General features: G+C 42.3%; 15 protein-coding genes. 1 reads left to right on the forward strand and 14 read right to left on the reverse strand.

From position 1 onward, the window contains the following. Positions 1–7: 7 nt before the first annotated feature. Genes recO through lepA form a run of 6 tightly spaced genes read right to left on the reverse strand, consistent with a single transcriptional unit; the run spans position 8 to position 5,297 of the window. Complete coding sequence (gene recO / locus B2248_RS10210; protein WP_273182166.1) at positions 8–721, reverse strand: DNA repair protein RecO; 714 nt, start codon at positions 719–721, stop codon at positions 8–10. Positions 722–730: 9 nt separating this feature from the next. After that, a complete protein-coding gene (gene era / locus B2248_RS10215; protein WP_273182168.1) occupies positions 731–1,636 on the reverse strand; it encodes a GTPase Era in 906 nt (301 codons plus the stop codon). After that, complete coding sequence (gene rnc, locus B2248_RS10220) at positions 1,633–2,316, reverse strand: ribonuclease III (protein WP_273182170.1); 684 nt, start codon at positions 2,314–2,316, stop codon at positions 1,633–1,635. Before rnc ends, era begins: the two co-directional genes overlap by 4 nt. Next, positions 2,316–2,693: a DUF4845 domain-containing protein gene (locus B2248_RS10225; RefSeq protein ID WP_007145688.1), complete on the reverse strand. Its 378-nt coding sequence runs from the start codon at positions 2,691–2,693 to the stop codon at positions 2,316–2,318. Before B2248_RS10225 ends, rnc begins: the two co-directional genes overlap by 1 nt. Positions 2,694–2,703: 10 nt before the next feature. Then, positions 2,704–3,480, reverse strand: coding sequence for a signal peptidase I (gene lepB, locus B2248_RS10230; RefSeq protein WP_273182171.1), 777 nt, complete (start codon positions 3,478–3,480; stop codon positions 2,704–2,706). Between the two features lie 20 nt (positions 3,481–3,500). Then, on the reverse strand, positions 3,501–5,297 hold the full coding sequence (gene lepA, locus B2248_RS10235) for a translation elongation factor 4 (protein ID WP_007145690.1): 1,797 nt from the start codon (positions 5,295–5,297) through the stop codon (positions 3,501–3,503). Positions 5,298–5,589: 292 nt separating this feature from the next. On the opposite strand from lepA, the gene B2248_RS10240 reads away from it, so the two are divergent. Continuing rightward, positions 5,590–6,918, forward strand: coding sequence for an MATE family efflux transporter (locus B2248_RS10240; RefSeq protein ID WP_273182172.1), 1,329 nt, complete (start codon positions 5,590–5,592; stop codon positions 6,916–6,918). Positions 6,919–7,206: 288 nt separating this feature from the next. Here the strand turns inward: B2248_RS10240 and B2248_RS10245 are convergent, their stop codons facing one another. The 8 genes from B2248_RS10245 to rpoE form a co-directional block, all read right to left on the reverse strand. Continuing rightward, positions 7,207–9,174, reverse strand: coding sequence for a TonB-dependent receptor domain-containing protein (locus B2248_RS10245; RefSeq protein ID WP_273182173.1), 1,968 nt, complete (start codon positions 9,172–9,174; stop codon positions 7,207–7,209). Positions 9,175–9,275: 101 nt separating this feature from the next. Then, a complete protein-coding gene (locus B2248_RS10250) occupies positions 9,276–10,616 on the reverse strand; it encodes a HAMP domain-containing sensor histidine kinase (protein WP_273182176.1) in 1,341 nt (446 codons plus the stop codon). Then, positions 10,613–11,314: a response regulator transcription factor gene (locus tag B2248_RS10255; RefSeq protein ID WP_007145695.1), complete on the reverse strand. Its 702-nt coding sequence runs from the start codon at positions 11,312–11,314 to the stop codon at positions 10,613–10,615. Before B2248_RS10255 ends, B2248_RS10250 begins: the two co-directional genes overlap by 4 nt. Before the next feature lie 139 nt (positions 11,315–11,453). Continuing rightward, entirely contained in the window at positions 11,454–12,872 is a 1,419-nt protein-coding gene (locus tag B2248_RS10260; protein WP_007145696.1) for a DegQ family serine endoprotease, read from the reverse strand. Then, positions 12,869–13,294, reverse strand: coding sequence for a SoxR reducing system RseC family protein (locus B2248_RS10265; RefSeq protein ID WP_273182179.1), 426 nt, complete (start codon positions 13,292–13,294; stop codon positions 12,869–12,871). The genes B2248_RS10260 and B2248_RS10265 overlap by 4 nt, the downstream gene beginning before the upstream one ends. After that, positions 13,291–14,277 carry a MucB/RseB C-terminal domain-containing protein gene (locus tag B2248_RS10270; protein ID WP_007145698.1) on the reverse strand — a complete coding sequence of 329 codons (987 nt, stop codon included), beginning with the start codon at positions 14,275–14,277 and terminating at the stop codon, positions 13,291–13,293. Before B2248_RS10270 ends, B2248_RS10265 begins: the two co-directional genes overlap by 4 nt. Positions 14,278–14,283: 6 nt before the next feature. Then, the gene (locus tag B2248_RS10275; protein ID WP_273182181.1) at positions 14,284–14,844 is read right to left on the reverse strand and encodes a sigma-E factor negative regulatory protein; all 561 of its coding nucleotides are present in this window, start codon (positions 14,842–14,844) and stop codon (positions 14,284–14,286) included. Next, on the reverse strand, positions 14,841–15,419 hold the full coding sequence (gene rpoE / locus B2248_RS10280; protein ID WP_007145701.1) for an RNA polymerase sigma factor RpoE: 579 nt from the start codon (positions 15,417–15,419) through the stop codon (positions 14,841–14,843). The genes B2248_RS10275 and rpoE overlap by 4 nt, the downstream gene beginning before the upstream one ends. Positions 15,420–15,472: the final 53 nt, after the last annotated feature.

Here is a 15,472-nt window from a genome sequence, read left to right on the forward strand (position 1 = left end):
TCCAAACTCAGTTTGTTTTTGTATTAAATTGATTAAGGCCAGCAAATAACTGACGGCTATGTAAAGGCCGGCCGCCCAGATAATAATTTATCACTGACCGCATCATATGTTTGATTTCTTTCAGGCTAAGCTCGTCAAACCCGGCTTCTTGTTCGAGATGACGCAGACTTCGTCCTGATACCGTATTTTGCAGACGCTGACCGAATACACGTCGAGGACCGCTGTCAGGGTAGTAGATATAAATACCATCCTCTTCAATCGCTTCTCCCGACTCGGCATCCACCGTTAAGGCCAAGCCATAACCCAGATGACTCAGTAAGGCTTTTTCAAATAAACGCAGTGTAATCTGCTCATTATTCTTTTGCTGGAGCGAAGAGAGAGCCTGGCGATAGGCATCAAAAATGTCTGGTTCAGCTTCATGAACAGGGAGTAATTTCACCAATAACTCATTCATATAAAGCCCGCACAAACTGGCATTTCCGAGCAAACGATAACCGGGCTCATCTTTTTCTATCTGACTTAAGGTCACTAAGTCACCCCGGCCATACCAGCTTAACCATACTGGCTGGAATATCTGTATCGGTGATGACCGTTTTTTTGTCTGCCTGAGCCCCCGGGCCACCAGACTTACACGACCATGATCACGGGTTAACACATCGACCAGTGAACTGGTTTCCCGATACGGTCTGTGATGTAGAATAAAGGCTGATGTCAGCTCCACAAGCGACCACTACAAATCGTCGTTATAACCCAGATTTCTTAACATACGTTCGTTGTCAGACCAGCCTTCCCGCACCTTAACCCAGATTTGTAAAAAGACTTTACAGCCAAATAACTGTTCCATTTCCAGTCGTGCATCCTGGCCGATAAGTTTGAGCTGCTCACCCTTTTTACCAATCACGATGGATTTCTGACCGCTACGCTCAACATAAACAACAGCGCCGATCCGGTACATGCCTTCTTCTTCCTCAAACTGCTCAATTTCTACAGTGAGTGAGTAAGGCAGTTCCTGCCCAAGATAACGGAATAATTTTTCACGAACGATTTCACCAGCCAGAAATCGAGAACTGCGATCGGTTAACTGATCTTCATCAAAGATCATCTCACCTTCCGGCATTAACTTGGCTATTTCCTTTTCCAGTACATCGGTATTCATACCTTTGCGTGCAGAAATAGGCACAACCGCAGCAAAATCATACTGGGGTGCAAGCTCTTGTATTTGTGGTAATAAATCAGATTTATCTGATAATTTATCTGCTTTGTTTAACACTAAAATAACCGGCGAACGTGCATCTTGTTGAATGCGTTTTAATACTCGCTGATCGTCTTCAGTCCACTTCAGGCCTTCCACCACAAACAACACCACATCCACATCATCAATCGAGGCAGCCGCAGCACGATTCATATAACGATTCATCGCTTTTTTGCCATCACTGTGCATACCGGGTGTATCCACATAGATGAATTGGCCCTCTTCAGTGGTTTTAATACCCAGAATACGATGGCGAGTAGTTTGTGGCCGACGTGAAGTAATACACAGTTTTTGGCCAAGAATACGATTAATTAATGTCGATTTACCGACATTAGGACGACCGATAATAGCGATATAACCGGAACGAAATGGTGTTGAGTTCATTGTTTACCTTCAATTAAAGTTAAGGCACGTTCAGCGGCTTTCTTTTCAGCTTTTCGGTGACTGCTACCTTGAGCAACCACCACCTTATCCAGCAAGGTAATCTGACAGGAAGCTTCAAATACCGGTTGTTTTTTATCGGTTTTTAATTCTTTCACGCTATACAAAGGCAGGGGCTGCTTACGACTCTGTAATAACTCTTGTAAGCGTGTTTTTGGATCTTTGACCGTTTCTGTGACGTCGATCGCATCTAATCGTTCAGCAAATAATCTAAGAATAAGATCTTTAACCTGGGTCAGGCCACTATCCAGATAAAGTGCACCCAGGATAGCTTCAACAGCATCAGCCAGAATAGACTCCCGCCGAAAGCCACCACTCTTTAACTCGCCGGGCCCCAGTATCAACACATCACCTAACTTTAGCTCTCGGCCAAGTTCAGCGAGTGTTTCACCTTTCACTAAAGACGCTCTTAACCGGCTTAACTTACCTTCTTTAACCTGAGGAAACCGGTTAAATAACTCTTCAGCAATCACAAAGCTCAGGATAGCATCACCCAAATATTCCAGACGTTCGTTATTTTTTGGATCTGCGCTACGGTGCGTTAATGCCTGTTGCAAGAAGGCGATATCTTTAAATTCTACTTTTAACTGTTTGCACAGGGCTTTTTGCCGCTGGGTTATCATTATAGCTGTGGCTCTACATCAATTTCTTTGTGGAAATGGCCCACAAGATCAATCTGGGCAAAAAACGGTTTTCTGACTTCATAATCGATGACAATCTTGGTCACATATGCCGTATTCTTACCACGAAATACTTCAACATCATCACGTTTTACACTGCTGATATAGCCAATATTAAAACGCTTGGAAAGCAGGGTTTGCACTTCATTTTTGGATAAGTTGTTATTACGCAGTTCGGTTTTCATATCTTCCATAATCTGAACCACACCATAATATTCCTGATACATTGGCACCAAACGAATCGCTAATGTGACAAAGAAAGCGATCAAGGCCATGACAATGACCCAGCCAATTAATGTCATACCACGCTGGTGTTTCATCACAATCTCCTTATTCAATGGACTTACCTAAACGATTCCAGACAATTCCGCCTTCATTCCAGTCCCAACTCATCCAGACAAGGAACGCTTTACCAACAAGATTTTCTTCAGGGACAGTGCCCCAGTAACGACTATCGTTGCTGTTATCACGGTTATCACCCATTACAAAATAGTGTCCTTCAGGTACTACCGTTTCGCCTTCCACCCGTTTAATGCCAGGTTCAACCAGTATTAAATGGTTATGTTCACCTAATTGCTCTGAGCGTAATTCTGAACCAGGCGCAGCAATATTGATCATGCTTTCCGGCTTTTCGCGCGGATCTTGTGCAACAGGTTTACCATTAATATAAATCGTTTTATTGAAATAACCGACTTTGTCGCCAGGCAGCCCTACAACACGTTTGATGTAATCAATATCCGGATCGTCTTTATGTTTTTTCACCGGATAACGAAACACCACGACATCTCCACGTTGTGGCTCACCTGTATCGAAAATTTTTGTATTAAGAACGGGTAAACGAATGCCATATGAGAATTTATTCACCAGAATGAAATCACCAATGTGCAATGTTGGCACCATCGATGATGAGGGAATTCGGAAAGGTTCAGCAATAAATGAACGAATCACCAGCACCAGGAGAATAATCGGAAAAAATGAACGTGCGTATTCCACCACCACAGGTTCTTTTGCATCATTATCACGACGTGGGGCCCAGAACAGCTTGTCGATTAACCAAATCAAGCCAGTAATGGCTACCAGTAAAACCATGATTGCGGGAAAACTCACTGTTTAACGCTCCTACCTTTTTATGAATTCTTTGACAGTTGTAAAACGGCGAGGAAAGCTTCTTGTGGAACATCCACCTTGCCGACTGATTTCATCCGTTTTTTACCTGCTTTTTGTTTTTCCAGCAATTTACGTTTACGAGAAACGTCACCACCGTAACATTTTGCTAATACATTCTTACGCATCGCTTTGACTGTAGAGCGCGCAATAATATGACCACCAATCGCCGCCTGAATCGCAATATCAAACATTTGACGAGGAATAAGCTCTTTCATTTTTTCTACTAATAGCCTACCGCGACTGACACTGGTGTCTTTATGCACAATCAGTGACAACGCATCAACACGTTCACCATTAATCATGATATCCAGCTTAACCAGATTGGCGGGTTCAAATCTGACAAAATGGTAATCAAGCGAGGCATAACCACGGCTGACAGATTTCACACGATCGAAGAAATCAATGACCACTTCATTCATTGGAAGTTCATAGGTCAATGCCACTTGTTTACCCATGTATTGCATATTCTTCTGCACACCACGTTTTTCAACACACAAGGTAATGACCGCACCTAGATGATCTTGCGGTACCAGAATGTCAGCTCTGACGATTGGCTCACGAATTTCTTCGATCGTACCAATGTCCGGTAGTGATGATGGGTTTTCAACGCGAACGACTTCACCGTTCTTCTTCAGCACTTCAAACACAACAGTTGGCGCTGTAGTGATCAAGTCAAGATCGTATTCCCGTTCCAGACGCTCCTGAATGATTTCCATATGCAAAAGGCCGAGGAAACCACAACGGAAGCCGAACCCTAAGGCTTGTGAACTTTCTGGTTCGAAAAATAATGAGGCATCATTTAAACGCAGTTTAGATAAAGCTTCACGGAAGTTCTCATAGTCATCACTGCTGACAGGGAAAATACCGGCATAAACCTGTGGCGTTACCTCTTTGAAGCCTGGCAACATCTTATCGGCACCATGATGTGCATGGGTCAACGTATCACCGACTGGTGCGCCATCAATTTCTTTCACACCTGAAATAACGTAGCCTACATCACCACAGTCCAGCACATCGCAGGGTGTGCGCTTAGGTGTAAAGGTACCAACCTGATCCACCTGATATTCATGTCCGGTCGACATGACTTTGATTTTATCTTTGGTTTTCAGCGAGCCATCAACGATACGGACTAAGGAAATAACGCCTACATAACTATCAAACCAGGAATCAATAATCAGCGCTTTTAATGGGCCATCTGGATTACCTTTAGGTGCAGGGACTTTAGCCACCAGCTCTTCCAACACATCTTCGATACCAATACCGGTTTTGGCACTGCAACGTACCGCGTCCATGGCATCAACACCGATGATATCTTCAATTTCCTGAGCAACACGTTCCGGTTCAGCCGAAGGTAAATCAATTTTATTCAGTACGGGTAAAACTTCTAAGCCCAGTTCAATCGCCGTGTAACAGTTAGCCACACTTTGTGCTTCAACCCCTTGAGCCGCGTCAACAACCAATAAGGCCCCTTCACAGGCCGCCAGAGAGCGCGATACTTCATAAGAAAAGTCAACGTGTCCAGGGGTGTCGATAAAATTAAGTTGGTAGGTTTCACCATCACGGGCTTTATATTCCAGTGAGACGCTTTGTGCTTTAATGGTAATCCCACGCTCGCGCTCGATATCCATAGAGTCGAGTACTTGTTGTGACATTTCCCGCGCAGTCAGACCGCCACAAATTTGGATAAAGCGATCAGCAATAGTAGATTTACCGTGGTCAATATGGGCGATGATAGAAAAGTTACGTATATTCTTCATTTAGTTACATTTTCATTAGTGACGTCGGTGGCCATCCCGAACAGTTAACATAGATTTTGCATGACATGCATTGTTCCCGCTGGCAGATGATGTTGGCCTTTGAGTCACGCGCTCAGCAAATGACTGGATATTATACGCATTTCACTATCACAAAACGATAATCTAGCGAGTCTGTAGATAAAAACGTGACATACGACAAACTGTCTGACACTCTGTCACCGGTTTTATATAAGCATTAATTTGACAAAAACTTTCTGAATAGAAAAAAGCGTTTTTCTGGATAACAAATATCATGGATAAAGCCGTCCTGTCTGGCCCTATCATTCCCACCTTTTTACGGTTTGCCATTCCCTCCATTTTAGGCCTTCTAGCCATTACCACCGCCAGCATTGTCGATGGTATTTTTGTGGGTCAATTTGTTAGCGCTGAAGGTTTGGCAGCCATTAATTTACTGATCCCTTATCTGTCATTGATATTTGGTCTGGCCCTGATGTTGTCAATCGGAGGCGCTGTTCGTGCTGGTTATTACATCGGGCAAAAACGATTCGCTGCTGCATCCGATGTGTTTAGCCAATGTCTTATTGCCATTGTTATGATTGGTTTGAGTTTTATGCTGCTCTCCTGGTTTTTTGCAGACAGTATTTTAGGCTTTCTCGGCACACCAGAATCCATGCTGACTTTAATACGGCCTTACTTTTACATCATCAATGCGGTGTTAGTCGTTCAAATATCTACCATGGTGATGTATTACTTCATTCGTCAGGATAATGCCCAAACCCTGGCTTCATCAGCATTAATAAGCGGCGCGCTGATCAATATTGTTCTAGACGCACTGTTTATTATCGTATTTGATTGGGGGCTTAAAGGTGCAGCGGCAGCCACGGCTATTGCCCAAGTTATCCAGTTAATGATGCTAAGCCGTTATTTTTTACGTGCTAAAAAAACACTTTCTTTTTTATTAACGCAACAGCATTGGTCTGAAATTAAACCGGCTATGTTTAATGGTGGCTCCGAGTTTATTAACGAAATCTCTGGGGGCCTGGTTATTTTAGTGCTGAACTGGCTTTTAGTGAGTCAACTGGGTATCGAAGGCATCGCCGCATTTGCCGTTATCAATTATCTGATTTTTATCAGTTTGATGCTCTATTACGGCATTTCAGATGCATTACATCTAGTCGTTAGCCAAAATCATGGTGCTCACAATGTACAGCGTATAGGTCAATTTCTATTAACGGCGTTGAGTTGTATTTTACTGATCAGTATCAGTCTGACGCTTTGTTTAGTCTTTTTCCCCACACAAATCAGCAGATTGTTTTTAGATGAAACGGCAGAACAGACCTTGCAGTTATCCCAACAATTTATTGTTTTGTTATGGCCATTATTTCTGATTAATGGTGTTAACGTCATTATGTCTATTTACCTAACAGCCATCCAAAAACCTATTCCATCAATGGTTATTGCATTATCAAGAGGTCTATTTTTGCCGATTCTGTTATTGCTGTTTTTCTCGTGGTTATTGCCCGAGCCCGAATTTCTGATCGCTTTACCGCTTTCAGAGTGGCTGACCTTTATTATTGCCATTGTCCTGTTCAGCTTGTATCGACCAAGCAAACAGACTTAGGATGATGTTCAGTAAAACACCTAGTCTTTAAAATTATCTGAATTGTCTGTAAGACAGATTCTTACTGGCACCACATAACAACCTATTAATAGAACAGTCGTATAGCACTTTTGCCATCAATGGTTTTTATATTGGCATTTATCGATAACATTGTTGTTACATATTCTGACAACCATGAGGCAGATATACAGTCTTTGAGTAGTGGCATTATCCAGCACAAAAAATAAGCCAGATATGACTATCTGGCTCAGTAAAAGGTCTGAGAGAGTATTCAGACACTTGGGGAAATTAAAATTGCCATGCAACGCTCAGGCGGACATCACGGCCGGGTTCATTATAGCCTCGAACTATTTCATAACCTGAGATACTTGTGTAGTCTGCGACGCTGGCCTGATCAATATAGTTTTTATCAAAAACATTTCTAACGGTCATTGTAATTCGAAGGTTATGAAGCTCAGAAGGTATCCATTGGGCATATAAGTCATGAACACCATAACCAGGTTTATCTACTTCACCATCAGAAAACTTGACATTGTCACGCCCTTTCACAAACTGCGCATTCCACCCGAAACTCCATTGTGCATCTAACTGGTAGTCAAGTTGGGTAAGTAATGTATCCCGAACGGTATTAGCAATTCCGTTATGGTCGTAGGCATTAGCCTCAATGCCATCAACATCAGCTTCATTATGGTGATAACTTACTTTACCTAGAATATTATCCCAACGATGACCCAGCTCAACTATGACACCATCCGATTTTAAATCACCAATATTTTCAAATAACCTTGGGCCTCCAGCCGGATCAGCGACAACGTCTTCTATTCTGCTTCGATATACTTTTGCTGAACCAAACCACGATTGAGAATCATAAGCTACGCCGAACTCAACGTTTTTTGCTTTTTCAGGTTTTAAATCTGGACTGTTTGCAACAAAATCAATTTTAAATGCGTCTTGTGCTTGTGGTCCCTTGAATGCTTCTGCATAAGATGCAAATGCACTAAAACTATCAGTGAAGTGATAATTAACTCCGATATTGCGACTGATATCATCTTCATCAAAGTTATTGTTACCTATTTGATCATCTAGTTCATAGTCGTCATATCGTAGACCCGCACTAAGTAACAAGGCATCCGTAATCTGCATATCATTCTGAATATAAACGCCCCTAACTTCTGATTTATCCTCAAAAGCAGAGTTATCTGAATATGCTTCACCACCCGCAGTAGTAGTATCTTCACGATAATCCAAACCATACGTAAGCTTGTGCATCCCTAAGATAGAGGTATTACGCAAATCGAAACCTTTACTCTTACCATCACCATAGTAAGGGCCAAATGCGCCATCCTGAAATAACTCTGTTTCTGTATGGTATAGCGTTAATGCCATATCTACATATGCGTTATCTATAGGATTTAATTCATAATTTAATGTAAGTGTTTTCCGCTCAATATCAATTGGAAATAATGGATTTCCTTCACTAACTAGCCACTGTGGACGTCTTGCACGCTCACCTTCATCTTGGCGCTTTTCGTAGCTAAGGCGAAGAGTCTGACTTTCAGTCATATGGCCAACAATCTTCGCGAAGACATAGTCTTGGTCAAACCCCGTTCCTAAGACTTCCTTACCATCACCATCTTCGTAATTATCAGTGTCATTACGTGTGTATGAAACCATAGCACTCCAATCATCCGTCATACGCCCGAAGAGACTGGTGTTAGTTTTAAAACTATCGGTATTACTGGAAAAGCTGCCTTTGACAAGTCCACCAAATTTTTGCCCAGGTTTCAACATATCTTCTGGGTCTTTTGTTATAAACTTGATCGAGCCACCTAATGCTCCTGGTCCAGAAAGGGCATTACCTGCACCAGCATTAACTTCAACACGCTTGAGTAATTCTGGCTCAATGCTGATACGTCCTGCATGATGATATTGACGAGTCGACTGCTGAGCACCATCAATTGTAATATTCAATAACTGATCTTCTATACCTCTAATATAGAGTTTCTGTGCTGCATCAGGCCCCCCACCTACCGTCACTTCTGGCGACTGACTGAACAAGTCTTGCAAATCGTTAGCTTGCATCTTTTCTATCTGTTCAGCGTCAACGCTGTTTGTTTCTGGTGTAACGGTATTTCCAACAACATTTAATGTTTCTAACTCAAGTGTTTCTGCTGATACATGTTGTGTTGATAAACCTGCTAAAACAGCGAGTGTTAGCATCGTTGGTTGACTTATTTTATTTAAATAAATTCTCACATCCACCTCTAAATAATAATCATTATCAAATAATACATAATCGCATTCTAATGATTGAAGAAGGTAATGAATATGAAATTTACAATTGTTACATTCTGCTACTATCTTGTTGGTAGGGTGATAGTCATTCTTAAACCACCGTTGACTAAATTTTCTGCCACTAGCTGGCCACCACACACTTCAATATGACGTTTGGCCAGGCTTAAGCCCACCCCAAATCCTCGATGACACTCGCGACCCGCCCGAGCCAACCTAAAAAACGGTTTGAAGATATCACTTAAATGTTGCTTTGCTACACCTGGTCCATAATCATCAACTTCGACCAGGTAGTTCTGCATAACTGTTTTCAGGTTAATCTTAACAGGCTCCTCTTTTGGAGTGTGGCTTAATGCATTTCTGAGGATGTTTTCAAAGGCATGTCCCACTGCACGGGCACTGCTATTTTCAATAATTGCCTGGTCAGGCATGGTAATAATGAGTTGCCGATCAGGAAACTCAAATCGTGCATCATCGATAATGCTGTCTATCAAATCGGTTAAGTCGAGCGTTTCCTGACGTAAATCCGGTCGTTCATTATCAAGCCATGCCAGAGTGAGAGTATCTTCAACCATGGCACGCATTTGCAGACATTCATAACGAATTCGTTCTATCAGTTGCGGGTCAAGATTTTGGTTTTCAGCCCAACTCAAGGCTAACTCAACCCGTGCTAATGGGGTTCTCAACTCATGTGATAAATCAGAAATAAGATGGCGTTGTGTCTGAATCAGGTGACCAATACGCTCAGCCATACCATCAAATGTTTCGCCTAAAGCCGTGATTTCATCTTGGCGTTTTGCCAGACTTTTTCCAACACGAACACTAAAATTGCCATCACTAAATTGTCTGGTGGCTTTTTCTAACTGACTCAATGGTGACATAACATGGCGGTAGATAATCACGCTAATTAATGTCATCAGCAATAAAGGCAGTGCGATTTGTAATAATAAACTGGTCTGAAACCAATAGGCTCCGGGACGCATTCGATCCGGTAGGGTAATTAAAAAATGCGCTCTTCCATCTGCAATAGGCAAATCCATAATCGGATTTTCTTTGAAGTACAAATGTATTTTCCAACTAATATCTCGCCCGAGACCAAAGCTTTCCTGAAACGCTTCTGATAAATAACTATTACCTATTGGAGTAACCTGTGAAGTCACCACCGCAGCCCAGGTATGTTCTTTTTCTTCGATCTGTTTTATCCACTGGTCTAATGACTGGATATCATCCGCCAAGTAATACTTCTCAGCTTTTTTTGCATACTCTTTTAATAAGCCCTGATCACGTTCAGCAATAAAACTCATATGCTGTTCTGTGTGTAACATCAATAGGTGTATCAGCCAAAACAGTAATACGGTTCCGATAACTATGGTCGCCACTAACTTCCATAGCAAACGACGCTTCATAATAAAATATATCCTGTCCCGTGAACGGTTTGCAGGTGATCTGCAGGCAGCCCCGCCATGACTAATTTACGTCTGACACGACTCATATGCATATCCAGACTTCTGTCATAACGACTGAATTCTTTTTCTAACACTAAGCGATAAAGCTGTGGCTTACTGAGTGTCTGGTTTGGGTTCTGCATCAAGGTCCAAAGCAGCTTGAACTGGATGGGCGTAAACGGAATAGGCTGGTCAGCAAAAAACACCGTCTGTTTAGATTTATCTAGCTTAATACCATGCCGTGTTAGCTGTTTCTGCTCATCATCAGGACTGGTCTGCGGCAATGATCGTCTCAGAATCGCTTCTATTCTTAATAATAATTCGGTGAAATTAAAAGGCTTAGATAAATAATCATCTGCGCCACTTTTTAATCCCAGAATACGTTCTTCTTCTGCACCATGTGCGGTTAGCATAATGACAGGCGTAACACGGGTTTGCCTCAATGTTCTTAAAACGCTGTAGCCGTCTTTTTCAGGCAGTGAGACATCCAATAAGATCAAATCCAATGGAAGGCTAATTGCCTTTGTCAGCCCCTCATTACCATCGTATGCAGTAATAGTAGAAAAGCCTGCATTTTCAAGTAATTGATTTAGTTGTTTGTTTAAGGTGGGGTCATCTTCAACAATAAGGACTTTTGCTGACATGGTGAGTTTGTTCATCCTTGCACATATTATAAATACTAATGATTCGCATTTATAATATTACCAGATAACAATATATAAAAATCAAATATCCTGATAAAAAAAGAGCCGTTGATTTTCATCAACGGCTCTTTTTAACTTCAGTTATGTGAGAAGGTTACTCTTTAATTTCTATCGCCAGAAATTGAGCAGAACCTCCACGCTGTACCAATACAGGGATAGGTTTATTGGCAGGAAGCTTTTTCGCCACCTCAATAAACTGATGAGGATCTTCAATCTCAGTATTGTTAAGGCTCAGAATAATATCTCCAGGTCTGATACCCGCCTTAATGGCTGGACCTTGCTCAACTTTCATAACCATAACACCACCTTTTTCAACTTCGAACTGCTTACGCTGTTCTGGAGTGATATCCGCCACTTCCATTGATAAACGGTCATCAACAAATCGGCCAGGTTTAGTGCTGTTGCTTGTCAATGCTTCATCTTTTGGTAACTCTTCAATCGTCACTTTAAGCGTTGTATGCTTGTTATTCCGCATGACTTCAACATCAACTTCTTTGCCTACTTTTGTTCTACCTACGATAGGAGGTAAATCAGAAGATGTTTCCACTTCTTTACCATCAAATTTCAAAATAACATCGCCCGTTTTAAATCCTGCACGAGCTGCCGGGCTGTCATCAACAACACGAGAAATCAGCGCACCACTTGGTTTTGATAAACCAAATGACTCGGCTAGTTCACGCGTCACATCTTGAATAACTACACCTAACCAGCCACGACTGACATAACCCTGTGATTTAATTTGTTCTACGACGTTCATGACAGTATCAATTGGGATTGCAAACGATACGCCCATAAATCCACCTGTACGGCTGTAAATCTGTGAGTTTATGCCAATAACTTCACCATCAAGATTAAACAATGGGCCACCTGAGTTACCCGGGTTGATCGCGACATCTGTTTGAATGAACGGCACATAACTGTCGCTTGGCAAACTTCTGCCCAGCGCACTGATAATGCCAGCAGTAGCAGAGTAATCAAAGCCAAAAGGTGAACCAATGGCTAATACCCATTCACCTACTTTGAGATTGTCTGAATCCCCAAGTTTGACTGTTTTAAGGTTCTTCGCATCCACTTTCAATAACGCGACATCACTACGTTCGTCACTACCCAACACTTTAGCTTCTAACTCAGTACGATCACTGAAACGAACTATAATTTCATCGGCATCTTTAATCACATGGTGATTAGTCAGAATGTAACCATCGGAAGAGATAACAAAACCTGAGCCTAAAGACTCACTTTCACGGGGAATAGGAGCGCCACCACCTTGTCCCTCAAAAAACTTTTTAAAGAAATCATCAATTCCCGAACCTTCCGGTAAATCCAGGCCACGAGGCAACATCGATGTTGGTGTTTCTTCCGTTTTATTGTGAGTTCGGATATTGACAACAGCATCACCATTATCGGCGACGAGTTCAGTAAAATCAGGTAATGAACGGGCTTGGACACTAAAACTCAGCATTAGCCAAGCAAACAGCATTGTTAAAGCCGCCCAATTTTTGTTTACTCTCATTTGAAGTCCTCATTTGGTTTGACATTGATACCAGCATCATGATGACTCATACGATGTTTGACCCACACAAAACCGGTAATCAGACCTAATAGACCAGACACAATTTGTAGCAGTTCCCCACCACCAGTCAAACGGACGGTAATTGATGTAAAAAAAAGTAAAATCAGCGGCAGCATGTACATAAGAAACGCACCTGAAAGTAATGCTTGTTCAGGTATGGACACGGTCACTTCCTGTCCAACTTCCAGTGTGCCTTCACCTTTTACAGCGATGCGTGAGAATTTTTTTCCTACATGCTTAGCAAGCAAGCCAGTGCCGCAACCTTTACGGGCCTGACATTGACCGCAAGTGGACTGTCTTTCAGCTTCGACCCAGACTAAATGGTCGTGACGACTGATAACTGTCGCTTTCTGCTCAATCATTCCTGATCAACCGGCGTGAAAGCGATTGCACTGCCAATTTTCTCAACGGTGACTGCTGGTACTTCGCCAACCACTGTCACAAAGTGAGCATTCATAATCGTACCGAAAGCATTGATTCCACCCACATGAGATGCACCATGCAAATGGTTATGTTTGGCCCGGATTTTTTCAATAAACACAGAGACAGAGCTTAGACCATCGCTATACACTCTCTGTTCGACATCGGCACCGTTATTGGCTCTCAAGCGTGTTTGTAATGCAACTAATGCAAAGCCATCTGGCAACCAATTAACTTGCCATTCGAATTCATGACTATGTTTATCTATATCAATGGGATTCTCTGGTTCTGTTTTGTGCCAGACCATATCATCGTCAGCCAGCAACGATTTAAACTTGTAGTCAGGAATCGGCTCGCCTGTACTCACCGATGAAAATGAAAATGTTTCCAATACATCGCCATCCTGACCGATAAGTTCAGACTTTAAAAGAAGGTATGTCTCAGCATCGACCCACAAGTGATAGCCATAGCGATAATTATCGATAGGCGTAATCAGTAATTGATAAGCTTCTTTGCCGGCGATACGACTTTTACCACCCATTTCAACTTCATAATAAGGTGCAGCTGAGCTGAATCGACGAGGCAAGTCACTTGGGAACCCTCTTCCCAAGGGACGTCGGCTAATATTGACCTGCTTACCATCGGGGTTAATACAGGTCACCATATCATTATTGCGAATGACTTCCCTGGCAGCACCATTTAGAGAAATCATTCTTTCCAGTTCACCATTCTCATCTGCGCGATGAAAAATGCGTATCGACTGTAAATTTCTACCAGACTGATAATTAAACACGCCTTCATAGGTTAATGTTTTTGCCGCTGAAGTCATTTTCTCAAGAATTTGCATTGCTTCAGGATCATCAGCATGTGCAGTTGCTGAGAATGATACAAATGTGACGACTAACAGGTGGAGCAAAAAACGCATTAGCGACTACTCCTCACCGTATGAAACAACTCTGGCGTAAGAGAATAAACCTGAAGCACCGGCATATTCGTTATGATCAACTAAGTAATCATTCAGACGATCTTCAACTTCTGACTCACCCACTGTCCAGCGGTTTGAATCAGCAACCGTAGTTTGCTGCTGCATAGGTTCAGATTGCGCCATATTCGTCGTTGGCATAACCGTCTGTGGTTGTGACATCAAGCCGACTACAGCCAGTGCGCCAATAGAAGCAGCGGCAGCTAAACCAGCCGTTTGCTTCCAGAACCAATCAGGTAATGCAAACACTTTTGCTGTGTGTCTGTCTTCTGTTGGTTTAACATCTAAACCCGGCTCGTTAGATAAGGCCTGCTGTATTCTGTCTGTTAAATCAATTTGTTTATGTTCGGTCACATAACCATGTAATAAATCACTTGAGAATTGATATCTCATATAATCTTGTTTGGCACTGTCGTCTGATTTCATCAATGCCAGTAACTCATCAAGCTCTTGCTCATTAAGTTCGCCATCAACAAACGCTGACAATAATTCTTGTTGCTTGATTGTCATAGTTCCTCTCCACCCATAACTGCTTTGACCTGTTTATCTATTGCCTCTCTGGCGCGAAATATACGCGACCTGACGGTCCCAATTGGACAATCCATTGCCTGTGCAATTTCCTCATAGCTCAGACCTTCAAACTCCCGCAGTTTGATTGCCGTTGCCGTATCTTCTGGCAATTCCTGAATAGCGTCATGAATTGCCTGCTGTAAGTCGTCGCTCATTAGACTACTTTCAGGTGTCTCAAATTCCTTCAATTCCGGCGCATCGTAATAAATTGTTGCATCCATAGCATCAACATCACTGACAGGCGGTCTTCTGGACGCCGCTGTCAGATAGTTTTTTGATGTATTAATCGCAATACGATACAGCCATGTATAGAAAGCACTATCACCCCTAAAGCCTGGCAAAGCGCGGTAGGCTTTAATAAACGCTTCTTGCGCTACATCCATCGCTTCAACAGGATCATGAACAAACCCTGTAATGACGTGAATGATTCTTTGCTGATATTTCATAATCAGCAAATCAAACGCCTTTTTATCACCTGCTTGTACGCGCCGTACTAGCTCTTGATCCACATTCATCCTATCATCCGGCTTGAGTCGACACGTTTATCACTTCTTTAAATTTAGCTTGA

This window comes from Methylophaga sp. UBA2012 (assembly GCF_002335235.1).
Lineage (GTDB): Bacteria > Pseudomonadota > Gammaproteobacteria > Nitrosococcales > Methylophagaceae > Methylophaga > Methylophaga thalassica.